The sequence below is a fragment of the Streptomyces olivaceus genome (genome assembly GCF_000721235.1).
GTDB classification, from domain to species: domain Bacteria; phylum Actinomycetota; class Actinomycetes; order Streptomycetales; family Streptomycetaceae; genus Streptomyces; species Streptomyces olivaceus.
Window position 1 is genome coordinate 1 of the sequence record NZ_JOFH01000121.1, and the last position, 605, is coordinate 605.

Annotated in this window: 1 protein-coding gene; it reads right to left on the reverse strand. The window is 66.4% G+C overall.

Annotated elements, in window-relative coordinates; translation table 11 throughout:
* A partial coding sequence (locus tag IG94_RS43240) for a hypothetical protein (protein ID WP_211269730.1) occupies window positions 1-531 on the reverse strand: 531 nt, incomplete at its 3' end.
* Window positions 532-605: the final 74 nt, after the last annotated feature.

Here is a 605-nt window from a genome sequence, read left to right on the forward strand (position 1 = left end):
CTGCGTGAGTGTCTCGTGTCCCTCCTGGTGGATCAGCATCGGCATGTCGGCGTGCTGCACGCGTACGCCGTCAGCCGTTGTGGTCCACAGGCTCGCTTGGGCTGCCGGCTGCTGAACCGGTTGCCTCGACGCCGGGCTGGTTCGTTCGCTGTGCTGCAGCGAAGTGAGCTGGTGGTGCTGGCCTGGTGTCCTCTTGGTCTCAGGCAGCAGGAGGCCGCTTCTGGCTCTCTTGTATGCGGAGTCCGCGAATCGGGCGACTTGCAGTTGGGCGGGCTCTGCCGTGCAGACGACAAGGCTCATCGATGCAATGGTCACGCCTGCTGGCCGGACTGGCTCGGCTGCTGGCCGGACGAACTCCCGTAGGTCCCGCAGGCATCCCGTGTCACGCCTGGGCGAGAGGTGCGCCGAGGTCAGCAGATCGTGGTCCTCGCTCAAGCCGGTCAGGGCGAGCAGCGTCGGAACTTGTCGACGGTCGGCTGCGAGGGCAGCGCTTTGCTGCGGTTCGTTCCCGGGGTGGAAGGAATCGGTCACCCAGATGCTGAAGCCTGCGTCCGCGGTGGGGAAGCTCTGTGCACCGCTGTGTGCCGGGAGGGACTCCCGTGTTC